The following is a 19843-nucleotide window of genomic DNA, read 5'->3' on the forward strand; positions in this document are numbered from 1 at the left end:
TTGGAAAGACAAATGCTAGCAATGACCGCTGGCTTCTTATCAATATTACTTTGGCCCACGCTCCCAAGTTACTGGGTGGCGTGTAGCTTTCTTGTGTTGGCAATAATATTACTTAAGACTCATCATTTGGCGGCAAGTTTCATTGCTGGTCTATCTATCTGTATTATATCGATAAATATTCACTTTACCGATTTAAAAACGTTACTAACGGCAAACTCTAGCATAAAAGGTGAGATTGTTTCACTGCCAGTTCAAGGAAAACACCACAATCGCTTCTATTTTGACCTATCACAGATAAATGATGGTAATGAGGTGCATAAAAGTAATAGTCGAATCCAAGTCATATGGCCCGGTCAACACAAACTGAACCAAGGACAAAGGCTGGCGTTAACCATTAAAGCAAAGCCATTAGTTGGATTATTTAATCAAGGGACGTTTAATTATCAGCGTTTTTTAGTGTCAAATAACGTAATTGCAACGGTCAGTGTTACTGATGGAAAGATCATTGCTGATTCGACAAATTTACGCGCTCAGTTGGCACAGCGATTCGATGAGGTTTCCGATAACTACAAATCGATGAGGTTTATGCGCGCGCTAGTTATTGGTGATAAGCGCTACTTTAATCAGCACGATTGGAAGGTTCTTCAGCACACGGGCACGAGTCATCTCTTTGCTATTAGTGGATTACATTTGGGGTTTGTGTGTTTGATGGCAATGATGACTATTAGGCCATTAATTCGAATGTGTATACGTCATAATCATTTAGCTACTTTATGTATTATGGGGAGCACCATCTCCGTTGGAGTCTTCTACAGCTTATTAGCTGGTTTTAGTTACCCAACTGTGCGGGCATTAGTCATGTTAATCGTAGCGAGTTGTTTTGTGTGTCTCGCTCAGCGCGTTGCAATATTCCAAATTATCGCAATTACGTTATTCATCATTGGCCTAGTTAATCCGCTCGGATTTTTGTCACAAGGATTATGGTTGTCTCTTTTTGCATTGATATGCGTTGTCACTTGTAGTAACTGGTTCGCAAGTAGGGCTCAGTTAGAGAGAATGAATTTCCAAAAACGGGCCATTCAATGGGTCGGTCAATTGTTAAAGCTTCAACTCATGCTTGTCATCGGCTTGTGTGGTATACAAATGCTGTTCTTTGGTGGCGTTTCGTTAATTGCTCCAATTGCTAATATCGTCGCGGTGCCCGTGATTACCCTAATTGTGTTGCCAATAGGGTTGTTGGCGACATTGTGTGATCAGTTATCGTTGTTTCAATTATCCGATTGGGGATTTCATGTTACAGATACGGTATTGACGCTGTTGTTTGAATTGCTGACTTGGATAAGTAATGCCAATTTTGTCTGGCAAGGGATAGCGGCTAGCCGCTGGTTAGTGTTGATAATTATAGGCTTTTCTATGATTTTGATACTGAAAATTGTGAACGCAAAATATTCGTTATATATGTTGTGCTTTATCATGGCGATAGTCTTTGGTTTGATTTCCAACCGTTTTCATACCGATGTTAAAGCGTGGCGGGTCGACTTTTTGGATGTTGGTCACGGCAATAGCAGTGTTATTCAAAAAGGAAATCGCGCCATGGTGATTGATACGGGAAATGTGCTAGGGGAGCATTCGACGATGGCACAAAACATCGTGATTCCCTTTATTGCACAGCGCGAGGTCGGACATGTCGATTATATTATTGTGACTCATCATGACAGTGATCATAGTGCAGGTCTGAAATCGTTGCTTGAGCGTTTTCCGCTCGCTCAAGTGATAACTAATCGTGATGTAATCTGTAATGGCGGCTCTTTTGAGTGGCAAGGCTTAGCGATCAAATTAACGAAAGCGTTAGGGAAACTCCCTAAAAGTCATGATACAGAAAATAACAGATCATGCTTGATTCATATTAAAAATGAGTTTGGAAGCGCTCTTTTTTCTGGCGATATAGAAAGGCGAGCCGAACAATTATTGGTGAAACAGCTTGATAAAACGTGGCAAGCACAGATTTTGCAGGTTCCGCATCATGGTAGTAAGACATCATCAAGCGTTGATTTTATTCATTTAGTGAGTCCTCAATTCGCAATTGTCAGCACCGCAAGCTTTAATCAATGGCACTTTCCAGCCAGTTTGGTCATGAGTCGGTATCGACGCGCAAGCACGAAATTAATTAATACTGCCGAGGTTGGCCAAATTACGGTTGAATTTAGACAAGCTGGTCCTTATATAATCAACTACAGACGCCAAAGGTCGCCTTTTTGGTATAATGGCGATCTTTCATTTGGTCATTATCAACGTTAGCGCTAGAATGGTGCTAATTTATTATTTAGGACAACGAGTTAAATGTCATCGACTCCTACCTTTGATTCGAAAGTTGTGGCGAAGCGCCTAGCTGGATATTTCTTTCAATATAAGACTGCGCTTGCACTAGCAGTATTTGCTCTCATTATTTATGCCGGTGTTGACGCTAGTTTAATTTATTACTCCCAAGAGCTCGTCGACCGTGGCATTTCTGGAAATGACACTAGCTTTCTTAAAGTGGGTGCTTTTTTTGTCATTGGGGTCTTTCTTGTGCGAGGGATTGCGAGCTTTATTTCTACCTATTTGCTCGCGTGGGTTGGTAACAACGTTATCATGACCATGCGACAACAGTTATTTCGTAAAATGCTGAGTTTGCCGGTTAGTTATTTTGATAAAATTAGCAGTGGTTCACTCATTTCGAAGATTACGTTCGATACTGAGCAAGTATCCCGTGCCACTAATCAAGTGATCATTGTGTTGATTAGAGAGGGCGCAACGATTGCCTATCTACTGGGCATAATGTTCTATTACAGCTGGCAACTTTCACTCATTTTCTTTCTTGTCGGTCCAATCATTGGGATCGTTATTGCTGTGGTGTCTAAACGTTTTCGCCGAATTAGTAAAAATATCCAAGGTGCAATGGGGAAAGTAACAACGTCCAGCGAACAGATGCTAAAGGCACATAAAGTCATTTTAGCCTTTTCCGGACAAGACAAAGAAACTACTCGCTTTGATAAGGTGAATAATGTTAATCGTCAGCAAAGCATGAAATTAATAGCGGCAAGTGCGTCGAGTACGCCGATTATTCAACTCATTGGCTCTTTAGCAATTGCTGGTGTGCTCTACGGTTTGAGTTTGGATGATGTGATTGAATCGCTGTCGGCAGGTGCTTTTGTTGCTTTGGTCACTGCGATGGGGAGTTTGATGCGCCCGTTAAAACAAATTTCAAAGGTAAATGTTGAATTACAACGCGGTTTAACGGCTTGTGCCAGTGTGTTTGATTTATTGGATAAGGACGATGCGATTAACGACGGTAAGGTTAAATTAGAACATTCAAATGGAAGCTTGACGATTAAGAACCTTAATTTTTCTTATCAACGTGCGGATAAACAGGCACTTTCAAATATTAATTTGGACATCGAAGCTGGCTCAACTGTTGCGTTAGTGGGTCGTTCAGGAAGTGGAAAATCAACGTTAGCGAGTTTGCTTACGCGTTTTTATGAAAGTCCACAAGGCACGATTGAACTTGATAATCGTTCAATCAATGAGATCGACGTTGATAGCTTACGTAAGCAGTTTGCACTAGTGACACAGCAAGTCGTGTTATTTGATGACAGTATATACAACAATATTGCATACGGTGCGACATGTGAAGTTACACCAGAGCAAGTTGAAGCAGCCGCAAAGGCCGCTAATGTGACTGAGTTTACAGAGAACTTAGCTGAAGGTCTGCAAAGTCCTGTTGGTGAAGATGGCGCTAATTTATCTGGCGGTCAACGTCAGCGCATTGCCATTGCTCGTGCAATTTTAAGAAATGCGCCGATGTTAATTTTAGATGAAGCAACGTCGGCGCTTGATACAGAGTCTGAACGTTTGATCCAAAATGCACTCCAAACCCTTCAACAAGATAGAACCTCTATTATTGTCGCACACCGTTTATCGACTATTGAAAGTGCCGATCTTATTGTGGTGATGGACCAAGGTCATATTATTGAACGTGGTACCCACCAAGAACTTATTAAAAAGCAAGGGGCTTATTATCAGCTTCATGCTATGCAGCAGTCTCAAGGTTAGACCGTGAAAGGATTTATTGAACAATCTTGGCAAAAATTTAACCCACTATTATTGGTCTTGTCTCCTTTGTGGATTCTTTATTGGTTGATTACTGCCATTCGTCGTATGTGTTATCGCATTGGAATCAAAGACACTGTAAAAGTAGCCGTGCCAGTTATCATCATTGGAAATCTGACGGTTGGCGGCAATGGCAAGACACCCGTCGTGGTGTGGCTCGTTAAATTGATGCAACGATTAGGCTATAACGTCGGCGTAATAAGCCGTGGTTATGGCGGTACTAATCAAAATACTCTAATTGTGGGCAGTGCGACAGATTCAAAAGAGTGCGGTGATGAGCCTAAATTAATAGTTAATCAAACGGGCTGTTTGATGGCTGTCGGGCGGGATCGTGTTAACGCCGCGCAAAGCTTAATCGAGCATGCAAAGAGCCTGGGCAAGCCGTTAGACTTTATCGTCAGTGACGATGGGCTTCAGCATTATCGCTTACATCGCGATGCAGAGATTATTGTCATTGATGGCGAGCGACGTTTTGGTAATGGACTACTATTACCGATGGGGCCTAATCGGGAAGGGCAATGGCGCATGGATAATGCGCTATTAAAAATTTGTAATGGCGCGCAACCGCATCAAGGTGAAGCATTAATGACGTTGGCGCCTGAGCAATGGCGCTCCGTAAAAACCAATGAAATTATGACAGTAGACATTGCCAAACAATCATCGGTGGCGATGGCTGGTATCGGTTATCCGCAGCGATTTTTTGATACCTTAGTGACACTTGGGATAAAAACAGAAAATAATGTTGGATTTGCTGACCACCAGCATTACGAATATGAGCAGCTGTCTATGCTGATCTCTGACTCGCAGTGGTTACTGATGACAGAGAAAGACGCGGTTAAGTGCCGGGAATTTTCTGACGATACCTGGTGTTATTTACCTGTCGCAGCGGTATTTGACGATAATATAGAACAAAAAATTAAAGAACATTTAGAGGAAATTCATCATGGCGTTTGATATTAATTTGTTAGGCATCATTGCCTGTCCGGTTTGCAAAGGAAAGTTAGAGTTTAATAAAGAAAAAGATGTGCTTATCTGTAAGTTTGATCGCCTAGTTTATCCTATCAATGATTCTATTCCTGTGCTGTTGGAAGAACAAGCAACAGCGCTCGAGGAGTAAATTTATGGCTTTTAGCGTAATCATTCCAGCGCGATTTCAATCTTCTAGGTTACCTGGTAAACCACTTTTAGACATCGGTGGTAAGCCGATGATTCAGTGGGTTGTTGAACGGGCACAACAGTCTGGGGCACAGCACATTGTCGTTGCAACAGATGATGAGCGAATCAAAGAAGCAGTTGAATCTTTTGGGGGCGAAGTCTGTATGACGAGCAGTGAGCACGAGTCAGGCACTGAACGTCTTGGCGAAGTGGTAGAGAAACTTGGTTTAGCCAGCGATCATATTATTGTGAACGTGCAAGGTGATGAGCCTATGATCCCTTGTGAGAATATCTCTCAAGTGGCTAATTTACTTGTCGAGCAGCAAGATGTACCAATGGCAACACTTGCCGTGCCTATTGATGAAAACCTTGACATTGATAACCCGAATGCAGTCAAAGTAGTGTGTGATAAAAACGACTGCGCGTTGTATTTCAGCCGAGCACCGATCCCTTTTGATCGTGACGGTAATCATCGTTCAAATAAAGAATTATTAGCGAAAAATTATCATCGTCACATTGGTATTTACGCCTATCGCGCTGGCTTTATTCGTGATTATCTTAAAATGGAGCCATCGCCACTTGAGCAGATAGAGGCATTGGAGCAATTACGCGTGCTATATCACGGTGAAAAGATTGCGGTGGGTGTAGCTCAGCAAGCGCCGCCAGCAGGTGTTGATACTCAAGCCGATCTCGATCGGATTCGTATGTTTTTCAATTAAACGTATTTATTGCTTTACGGACTCTATGTTGCGTGTGGTTATTGGTTTTATTAAAGCCGCTAATACAGCATATAAAAATAGTTAAGTGATTTAGTAAACTCTATAGAAAAAAATGCCGCGAATTAAGCGGCATTTTTGTTATTTGTGCTTTTAATAGACTATGTATTTTGGCGGCGCTCGATGAGTCCGTCTAAGACACTTGGGTCGGCAAGTGTTGAAGAATCGCCAAGCTCATCGATTTCATTTGCGGCGATTTTTCGTAATACGCGGCGCATGATCTTTCCAGAACGCGTTTTCGGTAATCCTGGAGCCCATTGTAATAAGTCAGGCGCAGCGATAGCGCCAAGATCTTTACGAACCCATAGTTTTAACTCTTTACGCAGTTCTTCAGTATCTTCTACGCCATCGTTTAGCGTAACGTAAGCGTAGATGCCTTGACCTTTAATATCGTGGGGATATCCAACAACAGCAGCTTCTGCAACGTCCTTATGACCGACTAATGAGCTTTCAACTTCGGCTGTGCCCATTCGGTGACCAGCAACGTTGATTACGTCATCAACACGACCAGTGATCCAGTAGTATCCATCTTCGTCACGGCGCGCGCCGTCACCAGTGGTGTACATATTATGGAACGTTTGGAAATAGGTCATCATAAAGCGTTCATGATCGCCATAGACCGAACGCATTTGACCCGGCCAGCTATCGAGAATGACCAATGAACCGGCACCTTCTCCCTCAATAATTTGACCTTCCGCATCAACAAGTGCAGGCTGTACGCCAAAGAATGGACGAGTCGCTGAGCCCGGCTTGGTTGCGGTAGCGCCGGGTAGCGGGGTAATTAGAATGCCGCCTGTTTCTGTTTGCCACCACGTATCAACAATTGGGCTATTACCTTTACCAATAACATCGTTGTACCAGCGCCAAGCTTCAGGGTTGATTGGTTCACCAACACTACCAAGTACACGTAACGAAGAGCCGTCGAAGTTGTCAAAATGCTCTTCACCTTTAGCCATAAGCGCACGAATGAGCGTAGGAGCAGTATATAATTGATTAACTTGGTAACGATCAACGATTTCACCTAAGCGGGCAGGGCTAGGATAATTAGGGACACCCTCATGAATGACAATAGTTGCGCCGTTGGCAAGTGGACCGTAAACCATATAACTGTGGCCAGTGATCCAACCAACATCAGCGGTACACCAGTAAACATCGCCTTTTTTATAATCAAAAACATATTCATGCGTCATCGACGCATATACCATGTAACCGCCGGTAGAATGTAATACACCCTTAGGCGTACCAGTTGAACCTGAGGTATACAGGATAAACAGTGGGTCTTCTGCGTTCATTTCTTCGGCAGGGCAATCGTTAGATTCGCTAGCGACAAGATCATGCCAGTAAACATCGCGACCTTCTACCCAACCGACATCGTTACCAGTACGTTGTAAAACAATAACTGTTTCAACGCAGGTTACTGCTGGATTTTCTAACGCATCATCGATATTCACTTTGAGAGGAACTAAACGTCCACCACGTGGGCCTTCGTCTGCAGTGATAATGACTTTTGCATTACCATCAATCACGCGTGATGAAATTGATTCTGATGAGAATCCACCAAAAATGACGGAATGCACTGCACCAATTCGAGCACACGCAAGCATTGCTACAGCGGCTTCTGGCACCATTGGCATGTAGATTGAAACTACATCGCCTTTGCTAACGCCTTTGGTCTTTAATGCGTTGGCAAATTTACACACATCATTGTGTAGTTGGCGATAAGTTACCTTGCGTTGATCTTTGGCGTCATCGCCTTCCCAAATAATGGCAACGTCGTCACCATTATTTGCAAGATGGCGATCTAAACAGTTAGCCGCAGCATTTAACGTGCCATCACCAAACCATTGAATATCTACATTAGGCGCCGCAAAGCTGGTGTTTTTTACTTGAGTAAAGGGTTTGATCCAGTCGATGCGCTTGCCGTGCTCAGCCCAGAACTTGTCTGGATTGTCGATAGACTCTTGATACATCGCTTGGTATTTATCGTTGTCTACTAGCGCGTTTTCAGCAAATTTGTCTGCTACTGGGAAAATTTCTGGGCTCGTCATGGTTTATCCTTTCTTCTTATAATCAACCAAAGTATGTTTTTTGCGGACTTTTACTGCTATTAGACATTGGTATATCGCTAAACGCCTCAACAGTGTGTAGATGTTATAGACTACTTTAGGCACAGTAGTAAAGCCTTGTTTAATGGTGAGTTAAACAAAGCGCACTGAAAAAATTGAGTAAGACAAGCGCCCATTACTTGCGTAACGTAGCTTCCGAATGATAATAAGATTTGGTAATAAGGAATAACTAAAATGGTTGAAAGTAGTGGCTTGCTTGGCTTAATTTCTATTGGATATATTGGTTTGCTATTTTTGATCGCATGGCTTGGGGATCGGCATTTTAATATTTTTATACCAATTGCATTAAGTAAGTGATCTTGTTGTGTGTAGAGAAAATCAGCTAAAACAAGGCGCTCGATTGACTAATAGCTGGCTATTAGGATTGAGAGCAACGCCATTTTAGTTAATTTTAACAAGTACAAGTGGGCAAATATTTAATGCAATTAATGGTATTAGTCATTGGAGGCGTTATCTGATTATCTAGGTAGTGATAGTGACAGCGAACAAGCCATTACCGATATCTCAATGGCGTATTCAATTGTCACAAAAAAAACGTCATTGTTAGTGGTGGAAGATGACGTATTTATACAACATGGGATTGACCAAGTTAACAAGCAACGTCGTGCGATCGAAAGAAAATCCGCTGAGTCATCGGGCCGATTAACAGCAGTCAATGTATAAGAAATCTCGTCCTAGTAGTGGAGGAGGCGGTGGTAGCGTATCTTTCATTATGGCGCTAATATTGTTGTCTATGGTTGCAGTGAGACGTAGAGGTACGCTTAGTCGTTAAGATCAAAAAAGGCGACCTTGTGTCGCCTTTTTATTGGTTGGTTCTTTGATTCGCTAGAGCACGGGATTGTTTACTTCTAACCGACTTAATGCAATAACGGCTTGAGTACGATTTCGTACATTAAGCTTTCGAAAGATCGCTGTAGCGTGGGCTTTTATTGTTGCTTCAGAGACTTCTAAATCATAAGTGATCTGCTTATTGAGTAATCCTTCACCAAACATCTGCAACACTTTGTTTTGTTGAGGGGTTAATTCTGCTAATCGGTTAGCAAAATCGCCTTCTTCGGAGATATTCTCTTTTGACAAATCCAATCCCGCAGGTAGCCAAGTCTCTCCTTGCAATATTAAATCAAGTGCACTGGCTAAATCGTCCATCGAAGTAGATTTAGGGATAAAGCCACAACTGCCATAGTGCATTGCCTTAGCGATTGTCTTAGTGTCTTCATGGGCTGAAATAACAACGACTGGAATAGCAGGGTAATGGCTACGCAGATGTATTAATGTTGAATAACCGTGAGAGCCGGGCATTTGAAGATCTAAAATGATCAAATCCAGTTTGCTGTTGTTATCTAATGTTTGCTGTAAGGTGTCAGCAGAATGTGCTTCTAGCCATATAGTATCTGGATAGGCGTAATGCACTTCTGAAAAGTGGATGGTCGTCAGCAATGACTATATTAAAACGCTCAGACATAGGATATTCCTTATTATTATTTCACTTGAGTGCACAACGATGCATTATCCAATATCAATCAAATCTCCCTTAGCCAAAAGTCTAACATGGGGAAACGTTAGCCGCTAGTAGTGGTTTTGCGCCTAGTTTACGATCCAACTAATAGCTTTTTACTGAGATTGTTTTATAATCCGCCGGAGTTAGCAAAAGATCACTAGGCACTTACATGTTAGATGTACCCGTAAAAACGGCATTGGATTATCCATTTCCAGCGAAACCTTTAGCGTTGTCTCCAAAGAGAACGTCTGAATTAAAAGAAAATATCAAACGAATGCTAGTAGAACAAAATGCAGTACTTGTTGCGCATTACTACACCGACCCAGAAATTCAAGCATTAGCAGAGGAAACGGGTGGTTGTGTTTCTGATTCTTTGGAAATGGCGCGTTTTGGTGCAGAACACCCAGCGAAAAAATTAATTGTCGCTGGCGTTAAGTTTATGGGGGAAACCTCAAAAATTCTCAGCCCAGAAAAAACGGTATTAATGCCAACACTAGAAGCGACTTGTTCACTTGACGTTGGTTGTCCTATTGATGAGTTTAGTGCCTTTTGTGATGAACACCCTGACCGCATCGTGGTTGTTTATGCAAATACATCCGCTGCAGTTAAGAAACGCGCTGATTGGATTGTCACCTCTAGCATCGCGTTAGAGATTGTTGAGCATTTAGACGAGCAAGGGAAAAAAATCATCTGGGGACCTGATCGTCACTTAGGTGGATATATTCAACGTGAAACGGGTGCAGACATGCTGTTGTGGCAAGGTGATTGTATCGTACATGACGAATTTAAGACCAAAGCGCTTATTGATATGAAAGCGGTATATCCTGATGCACAAGTTTTAGTTCATCCAGAGTCGCCTCAAGAAATAGTAGAATTGGCGGATTCGGTTGGTTCAACGAGCCAGTTGATTCAAGCAGCGCAAGCTTCTGATAAAGAATCATTTATCGTTGCAACGGACCGCGGTATCTTTTATAAAATGCAACAGCTTATGCCAACCAAAACATTTATTGCTGCGCCGACCGCAGGTGAGGGTGCAACGTGTCGCTCTTGTGCAAATTGCCCGTGGATGGCAATGAATGGTCTTGAGGCGATTGAAAATGCATTAGTGACTGAAAACCCGGTTGAACATGAAATCTTTGTTGATGATTCATTACGCGAAGGTGCGTTGATCCCGTTACGCCGTATGCTAGATTTTGCAGCCGAGCTCAAAATGAAAGTAAAGGGTAACGCCTAACACACTAAAAGGTGCAGGTTGATTAGTAACCACTTGATTAAACAAGCGTTGCTTTAATCGAGTGGTTCACTTAAACTAGCGCCATTGTTAGACAGCCTCTGTCTAATGTGATGCTTGATTATTCAAGTTATAAAAACGGTGAAGTGTCCGAGTGGGCGCCAAGGGTTAGATTGCATGCCTTGCGTGTTTCTTCGGCCTATACCCATAAGTACAAGAGTAACTATTACTAAGTACTTTAAATATCTAAAACGGTGAAGTGTCCGAGTGGGCGCCAAGGGTTAGATTGCATGCCTTGCGTGTTTCTTCGGCCTATACCCATAAGTACACGAGTAACTATTACTAAGTACTTTAAATATCTAAAACGGTGAAGTGTCCGAGTGGCCGAAGGAGCACGCCTGGAAAGTGTGTAAGGCGCAAGCCTTCGAGGGTTCGAATCCCTCCTTCACCGCCATCTTTCTACAAATAAGCTCAATTGATATTCCCCCTGGGTTAGATTCTTCAGATCATTCGACTTTTTTCTCGAAAAGCATCAGTGCGTATTATTCGATGTTGCACGCTATGATACCAATCGCATTAAATATTTGCCCACTTGTACTTGTTAAAATTAACTAAAATGGCGTTGCTCTCAATCCTAATAGCCAGCTATTAGTCAATCGAGCGCCTTGTTTTAGCTGATTTTCTCTACGCACAACAAGATCACTTACTTAATGCAATTGGTATGAGTAACCGAATCGGGGTACTTACAACACATGTAACTTAAATAGGTTACATGTAGTAAGTGTAACTAATATGGGTTACTATCAAGACATTACACATTCTCATTCACATCGACAAGAGGTTCTAAAATGGCGAATTTAGTCGATTCATCACTCATCGCAGTGCTCACTGGCGACATTGTTAAATCGCGTCAGATCAGTCAAGAAGGCTATGACGATCTACTTTATAGTCTCAATAACGTGTTGTCTTATGTCAGTGAACAACACGTCAATAATGCTTTCCAGCTAATGCGTGGTGATAGTTTTCAATTGATTATCCATGATCCGGTTAATGCGTTTAAATATGCGTTGTTAATTCGATTGGCGCTAAAAGAGCGCGATGATCATTTTGATTGTCGGGTGAGTATTGGCCTTAGTGATAATGATGTTATTAGGCATCAGATTGGAAATTCAACAGGTGATGCATTTACCTTATCAGGAATGGGGTTAGATGAACTAAAGAGTCGTTGTTTACAAGTAACCTCTTTGGATAATGATTTTAATCAACGTATTGATTTGTTAGTTGATTATGCGGATCACCAACTGAGTCAATTTACCCAAAGACAAGCGGCTATTGTTCAATTAAAACTCCGCCAGCCTGAGCTGATTCAGCAACAAATTGCAGATTTACTTAGTGCGCAGCGAGTCTCTATTTCTCGATCGTTGAAAACGGCACGTTTTGATTTACTCGAACAAAACATCAGTTACATTGAAACTCAAATAAAGGCGTTAATACAATGAATGATTTATGGATGACATTCGCAGCGTTAGTAATAGCTCAGGTCTTTTTTCAATATTATTGCCAACCTAGTAGATGGCTAGAGAATCGAAAAGAACGCGGCTTGATGTCGTTAAGCCTGATAAAACACAGCCTTGTTCAAGGTATTGTCGGTTGTTGTGTACTAGCATGGGTGACGTTAGATGCAGGGTCTTTAATATCACTATTTTTACTTCTTGCATTATCCCATTGGGTAATTGATGCCATGGTTTATTTAATGGGCTTTAGAGTGCGAGTATTGTTAGTCGCGCAGGCACTGCACAGTATTATTTTGTTGTTATTAGCGATTCACGTTCACGGTATTGAACTCTTATCGCTATGGGACGGCCTCATAAAGGAAATTGAGCCCAAACATTTGGCGGTTGTTATCGCCTATCTATTAGTTTTAAAGCCGACGTCTAGCATGATTAGTGCGTTATTAGCGACGTATTCTCCGATTAATAGAGAAGAGAACGAAGGTTTAATTGCTGGTGGCGAAATTATTGGCTATTTGGAGCGTTTGCTAATGTTAACATTTGTATTAGTTGGCCAATATGCCGTAATAGGGTTCATATTGGCGGCTAAGTCGATATTTAGATTTGGCGAGCTCAATAAGGCAAGTTATCGTAATCTAACAGAATATGTATTGTTAGGCTCTTTGCTTTCAGTGACCACAACATCACTAATTGGTCTACTAGCTAAAATGGCACTTTAGTTGTTCTTTTATTGATCTTAAACAAGATATGGTGAGTGCAAATATTACTTAGTATGCTGAAATAACTTTAAAATAGGGCAAATAAGTTTAAGCCCATTAAAAAGTTGATGGATTAGCGATGACTCGCGATCATATAAAAATCTTAGTCGTTGATGATGTGCCTAATAACGTCAAGATGTTGTTGAGTATTTTAAAAGAAGAGGGCTTATCGCTGTCGTTTGCTCTTAGTGGTAATGACGCTATTGAGCTTGCGAAGAAAGAGTCTTTCGCTCTAATTTTGTTAGATATTTTGATGCCTGCAAAGCAATACATCAAACTGATAAGAACGCGAATACGCCCGTTATCTTCATTTCTGCTCGAACTGATGTCGAATCAATATCAAGAGGATTTGCGCTTGGCGGCGTGGATTATATTGTAAAACCCTTTCATCCTGACGAAATCATTGCGCGAGTCAATACGCATCTCGAACTTGCCAGTAATCGTCAACTATTGCATCAAAGCATAAAAGAGCTCACTCATAAATTCGATTATAAAGAAGAGCGCTTGCTAAATGAAATTGAACAATTCCAGTGAGATATGATCCATGTTTTAATGGAAATGATCGAGATGACCTCTGATGAAACTGGACAACATATAAGACGTGTTGCAGATTGTGCTAAGTTACTGGCGCAATATATGCCGCAGCTCAGTGAAGAGGATGTTTGGATGATCTATCATGCAGCACCAATGCACGATATTGGTAAGGTTGCGATAAGGCGATATTAGAAAAGCCCGGTTGTTTAACTGATGCTGAATTTGAAATCATGAAAACGCATACAACAAAAGCGGCGGCGTTATTTCCCAAATCTAAACGTCGAATTATTAACGCAGCGTCGATAATTGCGCTACAGCATCATGAACGATGGGATGGCAAAGGTTATCCTCATGGACTGAGTGGCGAAAACATTCACATTTATGGCTGAATAGTAGCGTTAGCTGATGTTTTGATGCGCTAACTCACCATCGTGTTTATAAAGATTCATGGTCAGTGCCGAATGCGTTAAATTATATAAAGGAAGAACGAGGTAAACACTTTGATCCACAAATAGTTGATATTTTTTTGGAGCACATCGATGAGTTTTTAACTGTGCTCGCTGACCAATAGAATGTCATTCCAAAAAATTATTGGTACGTGCATTGCGTTATGTAGTTATACCAATTTGATTAAGTTTGTGATCTTGTTTTGCGAAGGAAAAAAAATGAAGGCAATAACTTTGTCAACTTGGTATTATTTCCTTTTAAGCGGATTCACTGACGTTAATACAGTGTCTCTTTCAGACGTCGAACGTGCGTGGATAGCAAAACATCAGCGGATCACTGTTGGTATTAGCGAAGATTGGCCGCCATTTGAGTATCGAGATCATTTTGGTCATATCCGTGGTATTGACATAGATATTTTAAGAGTAATTGGAGAGCTTACTGGGCTTGAGATACTGTTTAAGTCTGACAATTGGAGTAACAACTTAAAGTCCTTTAAAAGGGGACAATTAGATTTGTTAACTGGTGTGAAATATATTGCACACCGAGAAGAAATCGGTATTATTCTGCGCCTTATCTACAAGTGCTCGATTACTTCTTTGCCCATCAACGTTACGAGAATACACCAATATCGGAATTAGGTGCTAAACGCATTGCTATTCCAAGTGATTTTGTGACAGCTGATTTTATTCGCCAACAATTTCCAGAATTTTTAATTGTTGAATTTGATACATTGTACGAAGCAATCGATGCAGTCGTCTAAGGCAAAGCAGATCTTCTCTTTAATAATTATCAGACTATTTCATATATTCTCAATCAAAATAATATCGTTGATATCCCCCTGTTCAGTCAATGCGCCACACAGGGCGCAGTAATATTCATGTGCTTGTGAATAAATCTGAACCTATTTTAACCGATATAATTAACAAAGCGCTGGCGAGTATTAGTGAAGACCGCAAAGAGAAATTCTCTCGACTCAATATGGCCCGATCTCGTAAGGTGTTATTTGACCGATTTGATCGTAACAATATTGAATTCACGCTAAAAGAAAAAGCTTTTTTATTAGATAACCCTATAATCACAATGACTGGTGATCCTAATTGGCTACCTTACGAAGGATTAGATGCTCAAGGTCATTATGTCGGTATCGTTCCTGAGATGCTTGATCTATTTGAAGAACGTCTTGGTGTTGTTTTTAAACGCGATATAGGGAAAAGCTGGCACGAGTCGGTGACGATGTTTGAACAAGGTCAGGTGGCGATGATTTCTGAAATATTTCAGTCCGATATCGGTGATGGAACCTTATATAGCAATACCTACCTTTCTAGTCCGATCGTACTGGTGATGCGTGACTCACAACAATATGTCAGTGATATGCAAAGTGTCGCAAATTTAAGATTAGCCCTGATTAACGATTACGGTTATACACAGCGCATTGGCGATAGCTTTCCTGACGCTACGTTCACACATTACAGTGATATTGATGCTGGGTTGAACGCGGTAGCCACAGGAAAAGTTGATGTGTTGTTTGCGACGCTTGCCCAAGCAAGTTTTCATATGGCATCACAAGGTATGAATAATCTTCGTATTGTTGGGCAAACGCCTTTCAGTTCGAAACTTGCCTTTGGTGTTAATAAGAATAATACAGTGTTGATTTCGATTCTTAATAAGGCGTTATTGTCTGTATCTGATAGTGAAAAGCAAGCGATCATAGCACGTTGGGGCAGTAGTAAGTTTGTGTCCCATGTGGACTACGCGCTTGATACTCATTGATTTTTGTGATTGCACTATTGCTCATCGCTTTAATTGTTTGGTGGTATCAAAAATTACTGCGTGAAACCCATGCTCGCCAAGAACTACAGGCACACTATAAGTTGTTGCTTGACTCTCTTCCCAGTCAGGTGATGGTCGTGAATCATAAAGGATTTATCGAAACTGCAAATAAGCAGGTATTAGAAGATTACAACATACAGAGCGGGATATTGTCGGGAAACCTTTCGTTGAACTCCTTGATGTACCTCGTGATTTTTCATTCTTTAGCAACATGATTAATGAGGATGGCATAGAGCAACTAACGTTAGATTTTAAGTGGCAGTCACAGGTGCATACGATGATGCTTTCGATGTTGCCAATTACTTTCAATAATAGACCCGCGATGTTAACGCTAGTTGTCGACATCACTAGCCGTGTGGCAATGGAACAAATGATTATTGATGCGCGTAATGAAGCGATTGATGCTAATAAAGCAAAGTCTTCGTTTTTAGCAAACATGAGTCATGAAATTCGGACGCCAATGAACGCTATTATTGGTTTTACGCAGTACTTTCTCACGATGCTCAGGATCATAGAACACTGTCCTATCTAGACACTATCAATAATGCGGGGAACGCGTTATTGCTATTGATCAATGATATTTTGGATTTTTCTAAGGTTGAATCTGGAAAAATCCACTTGCAACTTGCGCCATGTAAATTACATAATCTCATGGAGGAGATTAGTAAGATATTTGAGATTGAAATTGCAAGCAAAGATCTTAGGGTCTGTTGATCTTTGTGGTTCAAATTTTGTTCAATCTAAAAGGATTTTGGGCAAGGCATGAGGATTGATGCTGGGTTTACCCCAGTGAATGACGAATAACGCGGCACAAAATACTTTTAGGTGAATCCTACGGACAGCATTTGTTTGTTATTTCTACGGCGTTATCGCCTATTCGTGTAGCCAGCTACACCACATAGGCTCTGCCTTGTAGAAACCCCAAACAAATTGCTGCAAAAATGAACTCAAAAGATCAACAGACCCTACATATGATTTAACAATTGATGATGACGTGCCTAACAGAGTGTTGATTGATGAAGCGAGAGTACGGCAAGTACTCTTTAACTTGATCGGTAACGCAGTCAAGTTTACTCATCGTGGAAAAATTAGCGTACAAGTTTCGGCGCTTTATATCGATGAACAGCTAAAACTAACGTTTTGTGTTAAAGATACCGGTATTGGAATTTGTCCGATGGAACAGTCGATAATTTTTGATAGTTTTGCACAGCCTAAAGACCAAAATATTGATCAATATGGTGGAACTGGGCTGGGACTTGCAATTAGCAAACGGCTGGTAAATCTCATGGGCGGTGATCTTGAAGTGTGCAGTGTTTTAGAACAAGGATCCATATTTTCATTTGCGATTCGTAATGTAGAAGTTTTACAAGAGGCGATTACTTGCGATAAAAAAATTGAAGATACTCAAGTCATTTTTAAGGGGCAACATGTTCTCGTCGCTGATGACATAGAAGATAATCGATTATTACTGTATCGATGGTTAGTTGAATTTGGTCTACATGTAGACACAGTGGCCGATGGTCAATCTGCCGTAGATGCAGTAAAACATAAGCGCTACGATTTAGTGTTGCTAGATATTAGAATGCCAAAACTCAATGGCTAGCAAGCGGCTGAAATCCTTAGTCGATTCGATGATAAGTTGCCATTAGTTGCAGTGTCGGCATCTGAGTTAAAAGGCGGCGATGCATTAAATGGTCAAGTGTATTTTAGTGATTACCTGCTTAAGTCATCACTTGAAGAATCCTTATTAAAGATGCTTAAACGGCATTTGAGCTACGAGATTGATGAACCAAAAGAGTCGTCGAACAGTGAAGTTCTGGTCAAGCCGATTCGTTTTCCGAGTGAAACATCAATAGCCATAGGACGTGATTTTGAATTACGTGCAAGAACGGTGTTAGCTAATAACAATATTAATGATATTAGGGTCTGTTGATCTTTTGAGTTCATTTTTGCAGCAATTTGTTTGGGGTTTCTACAAGGCAGAGCCTATGTGGTGTAGCTGGCTCGATAATAGCTCCTGCATTATCCTAATGAGCTACATCCCTGTAGCAATACACGAATAGGCGATAACGCCGTAGAAATAACAAACAAATGCTGTCCGTAGGATTCACCTAAAAGTATTTTGTGCGGCGTTATTCGTCATTCACTGGGGTAAACCCAGCATCAATCCTCATGCCTCGCCCACAGGGATGTGGGTGCTTATGCTCAGTCTGGAACAATGAACATGTGCCCAAAATCCTTTTAGATTGAACAAAATTTGAACCACAAAGATCAACAGACCCTAGTTTGTTTGCTAAAGACTTGGCTGAGAGAGCTTCTCTAATGAAATACGCGGTGCTTGTTTCGTTTTCTCATCAGCTTAACTTGGCAGTAAGTTCATTTGATGTAGTGTCCACTCAGCGGCTACTATCTTGCTTTATCGAACAATTGGAGAAACGAGTATAACAAGCTAATAGTTTTTATTAGCTATTTTCAAATGGTTACATCTATGGTTTACTACCGTGCTATTAGTATGACTTAGTTTATTTAAACAATACTTTTCTATTATTTTTACGTAAGGTTGAGGGCTTAATGTCTTATACTTTGTTGTTTACTTTATTAGCACTTTGTATGAGTGCCATCGTCGGTCGTCGATATTTAGCGTTATCTAAAAACATCTGGCTATTATTCTTTGCCCAGCCTCTGGCGATGTGTGCGACGTCATTAATGGTCCTAGTAAGTGGAATTTTAGGGCAGCATCTAGCACCTGATCCTGAAATCGCGACGTTGCCAATTTCTACGCTGATTATTGGCGTAGCGATGGCCGTTATTCCGGCGAATCGGCTTACAAATCGTGTTGGTCGTCGAGTAAGTCTACTTATTGGATTATCTATTGCGGTGATAGGTGCATTAGTATCAGCAAGCGCCGCCTATTATCTATCATTTTGGCTACTTGTTGCTGGAAGTGTACTCCTTGGCTTTAGTATGTCATTTGTTGCGCAAATGCGATTTTGTGCCTTAGAAAGTGTCGACGAAAAAGATCATGCAACGGCATTATCTGTGTTGATGGTTGGCGGTATTTTTGCGGCTATGCTTGGTCCTGAACTTGCGGTAGCTGGAAAAGATTGGATAGATTCGACCCACGGTTTTGTCGGCTCTTTCGTCGGACTTGCCGTTTTAATTCTATTGAGCATGATGGCCATCACCCAAATTACGCCAACTCAAGTGAAAGAAAGTGCTATTGAAGGAGCTCCTCGTTCTCTTATCGATATTTGTCGTCAACCAATATTTCTCGTTGCACTTGCCAGTGCTGCAATTGGCTATGGGGTGATGAGTTATGTGATGACTGCAACGCCTTTGAGTATGCATGTACTTGATGGTCATACATTAGAGCAAACAAAATGGGTAGTACAAAGTCATATTATCGCGATGTATTTACCGTCATTATTCTCGGCTTGGATAATTCGTAAAGTAGGGCTTCTTAATGTGATGCTCATTGGTACGTTATGTTATTTAGCCGTCGCGCTTTTTGCTTATCTTGGTCATAGCGTCATGCACTATTGGTGGGTGATGGTATTACTCGGAATTGGATGGAATTTTCTATTTTCTAGTGGCACGCTGCTATTGCCAAAATCTTACGAGAGTCACGAACGTCTTCGCGTACAAGCTATCAATGATTTTAGTATTTTCTGTACACAAGCATTAGTGTCGCTGCTGGCGGGCGTTATCTTATTTAACTTCGGTTGGATTACGCTAATTACCGCGAGTTTACCTTTCATTGTCTTGATGTTGTTTGTGGTGGTCTTCGCTAATAAATCATCTTCTGTTACTAAAAAAATAGGATGTTAA

The 19843-nt window shown here is 41.2% G+C and carries 20 protein-coding genes, 1 tRNA gene and 2 pseudogenes; 21 read left to right on the top strand and 2 right to left on the bottom strand.

Going from position 1 to position 19843, the window contains the following annotated elements; genetic code table 11:
• The first annotated feature begins 12 nt into the window (after nucleotides 1–12).
• The 5 genes from ACMAZF_RS09360 to kdsB are packed head-to-tail and all read left to right on the top strand — an operon-like array spanning nucleotide 13 to nucleotide 6023.
• Entirely contained in the window at nucleotides 13–2298 is a 2286-nt protein-coding gene (locus tag ACMAZF_RS09360; protein WP_435277088.1) for a DNA internalization-related competence protein ComEC/Rec2, read from the top strand.
• Nucleotides 2299–2340: 42 nt separating this feature from the next.
• Complete coding sequence (gene msbA / locus ACMAZF_RS09365) at nucleotides 2341–4092, top strand: lipid A export permease/ATP-binding protein MsbA (protein WP_435277089.1); 1752 nt, start codon at nucleotides 2341–2343, stop codon at nucleotides 4090–4092.
• Between the two features lie 3 nt (nucleotides 4093–4095).
• Entirely contained in the window at nucleotides 4096–5103 is a 1008-nt protein-coding gene (gene lpxK / locus ACMAZF_RS09370; RefSeq protein WP_435277090.1) for a tetraacyldisaccharide 4'-kinase, read from the top strand.
• Entirely contained in the window at nucleotides 5093–5266 is a 174-nt protein-coding gene (locus tag ACMAZF_RS09375; RefSeq protein ID WP_435277091.1) for a Trm112 family protein, read from the top strand. The genes lpxK and ACMAZF_RS09375 overlap by 11 nt, the downstream gene beginning before the upstream one ends.
• A 4-nt stretch (nucleotides 5267–5270) precedes the next feature.
• Entirely contained in the window at nucleotides 5271–6023 is a 753-nt protein-coding gene (gene kdsB / locus ACMAZF_RS09380) for a 3-deoxy-manno-octulosonate cytidylyltransferase (RefSeq protein ID WP_435277092.1), read from the top strand.
• A 158-nt stretch (nucleotides 6024–6181) separates the two neighbouring features.
• On the opposite strand, the gene acs is transcribed toward kdsB, so the two are convergent.
• The gene (gene acs / locus ACMAZF_RS09385) at nucleotides 6182–8128 is read right to left on the bottom strand and encodes an acetate--CoA ligase (protein WP_435277093.1); all 1947 of its coding nucleotides are present in this window, start codon (nucleotides 8126–8128) and stop codon (nucleotides 6182–6184) included.
• 519 nt (nucleotides 8129–8647) lie between these two features.
• On the opposite strand from acs, the gene ACMAZF_RS09390 reads away from it, so the two are divergent.
• Together ACMAZF_RS09390 and ACMAZF_RS09395 are read left to right on the top strand one after the other, a co-directional pair.
• Nucleotides 8648–8869 (top strand): hypothetical protein, encoded by a 222-nt coding sequence (locus ACMAZF_RS09390; protein ID WP_435277094.1) that lies wholly within the window; start codon nucleotides 8648–8650, stop codon nucleotides 8867–8869.
• Nucleotides 8862–8978: a GlyGly-CTERM sorting domain-containing protein gene (locus ACMAZF_RS09395; protein WP_435277095.1), complete on the top strand. Its 117-nt coding sequence runs from the start codon at nucleotides 8862–8864 to the stop codon at nucleotides 8976–8978. Before ACMAZF_RS09390 ends, ACMAZF_RS09395 begins: the two co-directional genes overlap by 8 nt.
• A gap of 53 nt (nucleotides 8979–9031) precedes the next feature.
• On the opposite strand, the pseudogene ACMAZF_RS09400 reads toward ACMAZF_RS09395, so the two are convergent.
• Nucleotides 9032–9668 (bottom strand): annotated as a pseudogene (locus ACMAZF_RS09400) (response regulator).
• A gap of 205 nt (nucleotides 9669–9873) precedes the next feature.
• Between ACMAZF_RS09400 and nadA the strand changes: the two are divergent.
• The 14 genes and pseudogenes from nadA to ACMAZF_RS09470 all read left to right on the top strand — a co-directional run bounded on the left by nadA (nucleotide 9874) and on the right by ACMAZF_RS09470 (nucleotide 19843).
• The gene (nadA, locus tag ACMAZF_RS09405; protein ID WP_435277096.1) at nucleotides 9874–10938 is read left to right on the top strand and encodes a quinolinate synthase NadA; all 1065 of its coding nucleotides are present in this window, start codon (nucleotides 9874–9876) and stop codon (nucleotides 10936–10938) included.
• Between the two features lie 363 nt (nucleotides 10939–11301).
• A tRNA-Ser gene (locus ACMAZF_RS09410) sits at nucleotides 11302–11389 on the top strand.
• 394 nt (nucleotides 11390–11783) lie between these two features.
• Complete coding sequence (locus tag ACMAZF_RS09415; RefSeq protein ID WP_435277097.1) at nucleotides 11784–12434, top strand: hypothetical protein; 651 nt, start codon at nucleotides 11784–11786, stop codon at nucleotides 12432–12434.
• On the top strand, nucleotides 12431–13165 hold the full coding sequence (locus tag ACMAZF_RS09420) for a DUF3307 domain-containing protein (protein WP_435277098.1): 735 nt from the start codon (nucleotides 12431–12433) through the stop codon (nucleotides 13163–13165). Before ACMAZF_RS09415 ends, ACMAZF_RS09420 begins: the two co-directional genes overlap by 4 nt.
• A gap of 175 nt (nucleotides 13166–13340) precedes the next feature.
• Nucleotides 13341–13561, top strand: a pseudogene (locus ACMAZF_RS09425) (hypothetical protein); the annotation flags it as partial.
• Between the two features lie 6 nt (nucleotides 13562–13567).
• Nucleotides 13568–13738: a hypothetical protein gene (locus tag ACMAZF_RS09430; protein WP_435277298.1), complete on the top strand. Its 171-nt coding sequence runs from the start codon at nucleotides 13568–13570 to the stop codon at nucleotides 13736–13738.
• A gap of 33 nt (nucleotides 13739–13771) precedes the next feature.
• Nucleotides 13772–13930, top strand: coding sequence for an HD domain-containing protein (locus ACMAZF_RS09435; RefSeq protein WP_435277099.1), 159 nt, complete (start codon nucleotides 13772–13774; stop codon nucleotides 13928–13930).
• A 38-nt stretch (nucleotides 13931–13968) separates the two neighbouring features.
• Nucleotides 13969–14127: an HD domain-containing phosphohydrolase gene (locus tag ACMAZF_RS09440; RefSeq protein WP_435277100.1), complete on the top strand. Its 159-nt coding sequence runs from the start codon at nucleotides 13969–13971 to the stop codon at nucleotides 14125–14127.
• A 276-nt stretch (nucleotides 14128–14403) separates the two neighbouring features.
• Complete coding sequence (locus ACMAZF_RS09445; protein ID WP_435277101.1) at nucleotides 14404–14823, top strand: transporter substrate-binding domain-containing protein; 420 nt, start codon at nucleotides 14404–14406, stop codon at nucleotides 14821–14823.
• Between the two features lie 247 nt (nucleotides 14824–15070).
• The gene (locus ACMAZF_RS09450; RefSeq protein ID WP_435277102.1) at nucleotides 15071–15955 is read left to right on the top strand and encodes a transporter substrate-binding domain-containing protein; all 885 of its coding nucleotides are present in this window, start codon (nucleotides 15071–15073) and stop codon (nucleotides 15953–15955) included.
• A 271-nt stretch (nucleotides 15956–16226) separates the two neighbouring features.
• Nucleotides 16227–16547, top strand: coding sequence for a histidine kinase dimerization/phospho-acceptor domain-containing protein (locus ACMAZF_RS09455; RefSeq protein ID WP_435277103.1), 321 nt, complete (start codon nucleotides 16227–16229; stop codon nucleotides 16545–16547).
• Nucleotides 16548–17009: 462 nt separating this feature from the next.
• Nucleotides 17010–17618: an ATP-binding protein gene (locus tag ACMAZF_RS09460; protein WP_435277104.1), complete on the top strand. Its 609-nt coding sequence runs from the start codon at nucleotides 17010–17012 to the stop codon at nucleotides 17616–17618.
• A 36-nt stretch (nucleotides 17619–17654) separates the two neighbouring features.
• Nucleotides 17655–17948, top strand: coding sequence for a hypothetical protein (locus ACMAZF_RS09465; protein WP_435277105.1), 294 nt, complete (start codon nucleotides 17655–17657; stop codon nucleotides 17946–17948).
• A 677-nt stretch (nucleotides 17949–18625) separates the two neighbouring features.
• Nucleotides 18626–19843, top strand: a complete 1218-nt coding sequence (locus tag ACMAZF_RS09470; protein WP_435277106.1) for an MFS transporter — start codon at nucleotides 18626–18628, stop codon at nucleotides 19841–19843.

Origin of the sequence: Psychrobium sp. nBUS_13, from assembly GCF_051201665.1 — a bacterium.
Lineage (GTDB): Bacteria > Pseudomonadota > Gammaproteobacteria > Enterobacterales > Psychrobiaceae > Psychrobium.

What these genes read in the sequence shown, in the direction of transcription:
- ACMAZF_RS09360 (WP_435277088.1), top strand. Translation starts at nt 13, where the DNA reads ATGCTAGCAATGACCGCTGGCTTCTTATCAATATTACTTTGGCCCACG.
- ACMAZF_RS09455 (WP_435277103.1), top strand. Translation starts at nt 16,227, where the DNA reads ATGATTAATGAGGATGGCATAGAGCAACTAACGTTAGATTTTAAGTGG.
- ACMAZF_RS09440 (WP_435277100.1), top strand. Translation starts at nt 13,969, where the DNA reads ATGAAAACGCATACAACAAAAGCGGCGGCGTTATTTCCCAAATCTAAA.
- ACMAZF_RS09435 (WP_435277099.1), top strand. Translation starts at nt 13,772, where the DNA reads ATGACCTCTGATGAAACTGGACAACATATAAGACGTGTTGCAGATTGT.
- nadA (WP_435277096.1), top strand. Translation starts at nt 9,874, where the DNA reads ATGTTAGATGTACCCGTAAAAACGGCATTGGATTATCCATTTCCAGCG.
- ACMAZF_RS09420 (WP_435277098.1), top strand. Translation starts at nt 12,431, where the DNA reads ATGAATGATTTATGGATGACATTCGCAGCGTTAGTAATAGCTCAGGTC.
- kdsB (WP_435277092.1), top strand. Translation starts at nt 5,271, where the DNA reads ATGGCTTTTAGCGTAATCATTCCAGCGCGATTTCAATCTTCTAGGTTA.
- msbA (WP_435277089.1), top strand. Translation starts at nt 2,341, where the DNA reads ATGTCATCGACTCCTACCTTTGATTCGAAAGTTGTGGCGAAGCGCCTA.
- ACMAZF_RS09395 (WP_435277095.1), top strand. Translation starts at nt 8,862, where the DNA reads ATGTATAAGAAATCTCGTCCTAGTAGTGGAGGAGGCGGTGGTAGCGTA.
- ACMAZF_RS09470 (WP_435277106.1), top strand. Translation starts at nt 18,626, where the DNA reads ATGAGTGCCATCGTCGGTCGTCGATATTTAGCGTTATCTAAAAACATC.
- acs (WP_435277093.1), bottom strand. Translation starts at nt 8,128, where the DNA reads ATGACGAGCCCAGAAATTTTCCCAGTAGCAGACAAATTTGCTGAAAAC.
- ACMAZF_RS09445 (WP_435277101.1), top strand. Translation starts at nt 14,404, where the DNA reads ATGAAGGCAATAACTTTGTCAACTTGGTATTATTTCCTTTTAAGCGGA.
- ACMAZF_RS09415 (WP_435277097.1), top strand. Translation starts at nt 11,784, where the DNA reads ATGGCGAATTTAGTCGATTCATCACTCATCGCAGTGCTCACTGGCGAC.
- ACMAZF_RS09375 (WP_435277091.1), top strand. Translation starts at nt 5,093, where the DNA reads ATGGCGTTTGATATTAATTTGTTAGGCATCATTGCCTGTCCGGTTTGC.